This window comes from Bradyrhizobium sp. Leo114 (assembly GCF_055229415.2).
Window position 1 is genome coordinate 1 of sequence record NZ_JBUYEN020000145.1, and the last position, 2,200, is coordinate 2,200.

Consider the following 2,200-nt stretch of genomic DNA (forward strand, 5'->3'; position numbering starts at 1 on the left):
TCGGTCGCGTCGCCGCCGATTTCCTGCTCAATCTGATCGCCTATAATCTGATCCGCATCCCCAAACTGGTTGCAGCCCAGCCAGCCCAGACCTAGCCTCCCGGACGCGCCAGCCCAACGAGGCCTCCTCAACAGAAAAAAAACGCTTCATTCCTCACGTTTTTCAGCAGGCTGCTAGATCATTGAAATGACTTGAATCTCACCCGACGTCAGGTTGTAGGCTTGAAAACAGAGGACCATGACAAAACCTACACCACGAAGGCGTCGATGGCGCATTGGCGAGCTTGCAGAGGCTACCGGCGTGACGGTTCGCACTCTGCATCACTACGAACACACGGGTTTATTGAGCGCCTCGGAACGCACCGGCGGCGGTCACCGAATGTACGACCGCGAGAGCGTACAACGAGTATATCAAATCCTAGCGCTACGTGAGCTTGGCTTCTCGCTTGAAGAGATTCGCAGAGCGATTGGGGGCAGCACCTCGCTCACTGACTTGTTGCGCATGCATTTGGAGAGAATTGAGCTTCAAGTCGCGCGTACAACCCTGCTGCGAGATCGCTTGCGCAACATGACAACGGATGGAGAAATACACGTCAGCGTAGATGAGCTACCTGCCACTCTGGACGCCATGTCACGGGTTGAGGAGCGCACTCAGGAGCTCCGATGCACATGCGTCCTGGACGCAGTTCGCGAGGAGCGGTGGCGGAAGATCCGCGACGACCTGCGCGATTGCGTGGAACGGGGTGAGCATCCCTGCAGCGAACGGGCGAATGCTGTGGCGCTTCAAGCGCGTTCACTAATCACTGAAATCGCCGGAATTGAATCGACCGTTTCAACAATACTGAAAGTTCTTGCGCGACTCAGTGCGCCTCGCAACATGACTGGCTGGGATCCCCACCTAATGCAGTATCTCGACCTCGCCCTTGCCGCCCTGAAGGATGAACCGCACTGACTTGTCGCGCACTTTGCGTGCACGACCGCCGCGTTCTCCATTTAGATGAGAATGAGATGAGTTTTTGACCTAAGCACGCGGCTCGCGTCGCGTGGTTGAGGACCTCGTTGTGCTCGTCTCGAGGTTTTGCCCCGTCTCTCCGTCCTCGAGATGCGGCTTTTTGATACATTCACCAGACGAAGCCTCTCCAATGGGCTTGAATCGTACGTAGCGTCAAATTGTACGATCTAAGTAGCTGGCCGCGGCCCCTGACAACACGGGACAACTCTGGCTAGCGGGAGGATCGTATGGAACTGCAACAGCATCAGAATGAAACGATTGCCGTTCTTGAGGACAGGCGCACCGCCGCCGATGGCTTTGCCGCTCTACGCCTAAGCCACTATCCAGGCGTGAGCGGACGCGCTCGAGGGCCGGCCGCTTCGAGCATGGGCGATTACCGGCTGCGCATCGTTCACAGCCACCCCAAACAGTAATCGAGACGGTCCGGTCCGACACCAAAGAGACAAGGCGGCCCCTCCCATGCCGCTGGCATGACAATTGTCGAACCGTCCGGGTAAACTGATCGTCGCGACGGCACATGCACCTAGATGTTCAGCGAAGTAATGGAAATGATGAAACGTCCTGCCGACCACGATACGCGACTGGCGTGGTTGCTCACGCTCGCGGTACTCGCCTCATATCTGGCGCTCGCGACACTGTTCGTGGAGCAGTCCTATGATGTCGATGGGCCTAAGGAACATTCTGTGCCCAAGGACACAGCTGAGCCTTCGTCGCTGCGTTACCTCTGCTTAGTCCTTTGCCGAGCTTCCACGGCGCAGTTTGAGAACGGACCGTCACCTGGACAACCGCAGAGCGATACCGCCGCCAAATTAGAATTGACAGCAATGCCGACGGGCTGCGAGGCGCTTGATTGCGCGCACGAGAATTGATGCGCTCGACGATTATGCTCGCAGCTGCTTCCGCGTCGGCGTGGAGCAAACCTTGGTGCCCAGTTTCGAAGCAGGTGAGCATTTCGACCTGCCCTTGGGGACACGAAATGGCCGACGTTCTCGCTGTCTCAACAAAAGCTCAACCTCGCCTGTGCGACCATCTACCCGCCTGTCGGACTGGCTTGCTGATAACTGAAATGGACCCGCGGAGCGGGACCGCTTGAACCGGTTTGTTAGTTGGAAACTGACTGCTCCTGATCCCTTTCTATCACGCAGCCAGAGACGCTGTCTGCTGCAGTTGCTGTGGGCATGTGGTCAAC

3 protein-coding genes are annotated in these 2,200 nt (G+C 57.3%); all 3 read left to right on the forward strand.

The features are described 5' to 3' along the window. Window positions 1-237: 237 nt before the first annotated feature. The 3 genes from ACZIRK_RS44985 (at window position 238) to ACZIRK_RS44995 (ending at window position 1,880) form a co-directional block, all read left to right on the forward strand. Window positions 238-951 (forward strand): MerR family transcriptional regulator, encoded by a 714-nt coding sequence (locus ACZIRK_RS44985; protein WP_028169417.1) that lies wholly within the window; start codon window positions 238-240, stop codon window positions 949-951. A gap of 287 nt (window positions 952-1,238) precedes the next feature. Beyond that, window positions 1,239-1,424 carry a hypothetical protein gene (locus ACZIRK_RS44990; protein WP_028169418.1) on the forward strand — a complete coding sequence of 62 codons (186 nt, stop codon included), beginning with the start codon at window positions 1,239-1,241 and terminating at the stop codon, window positions 1,422-1,424. A 114-nt stretch (window positions 1,425-1,538) separates the two neighbouring features. Continuing rightward, window positions 1,539-1,880: a hypothetical protein gene (locus ACZIRK_RS44995; RefSeq protein WP_028169419.1), complete on the forward strand. Its 342-nt coding sequence runs from the start codon at window positions 1,539-1,541 to the stop codon at window positions 1,878-1,880. Window positions 1,881-2,200 lie beyond the last annotated feature (320 nt).

Excerpts from the sequence above, each read along its gene's own strand:
- ACZIRK_RS44985 (WP_028169417.1), top strand. The coding sequence starts at position 238 with ATGACAAAACCTACACCACGAAGGCGTCGATGGCGCATTGGCGAGCTT.
- ACZIRK_RS44990 (WP_028169418.1), top strand. The coding sequence starts at position 1,239 with ATGGAACTGCAACAGCATCAGAATGAAACGATTGCCGTTCTTGAGGAC.
- ACZIRK_RS44995 (WP_028169419.1), top strand. The coding sequence starts at position 1,539 with ATGTTCAGCGAAGTAATGGAAATGATGAAACGTCCTGCCGACCACGAT.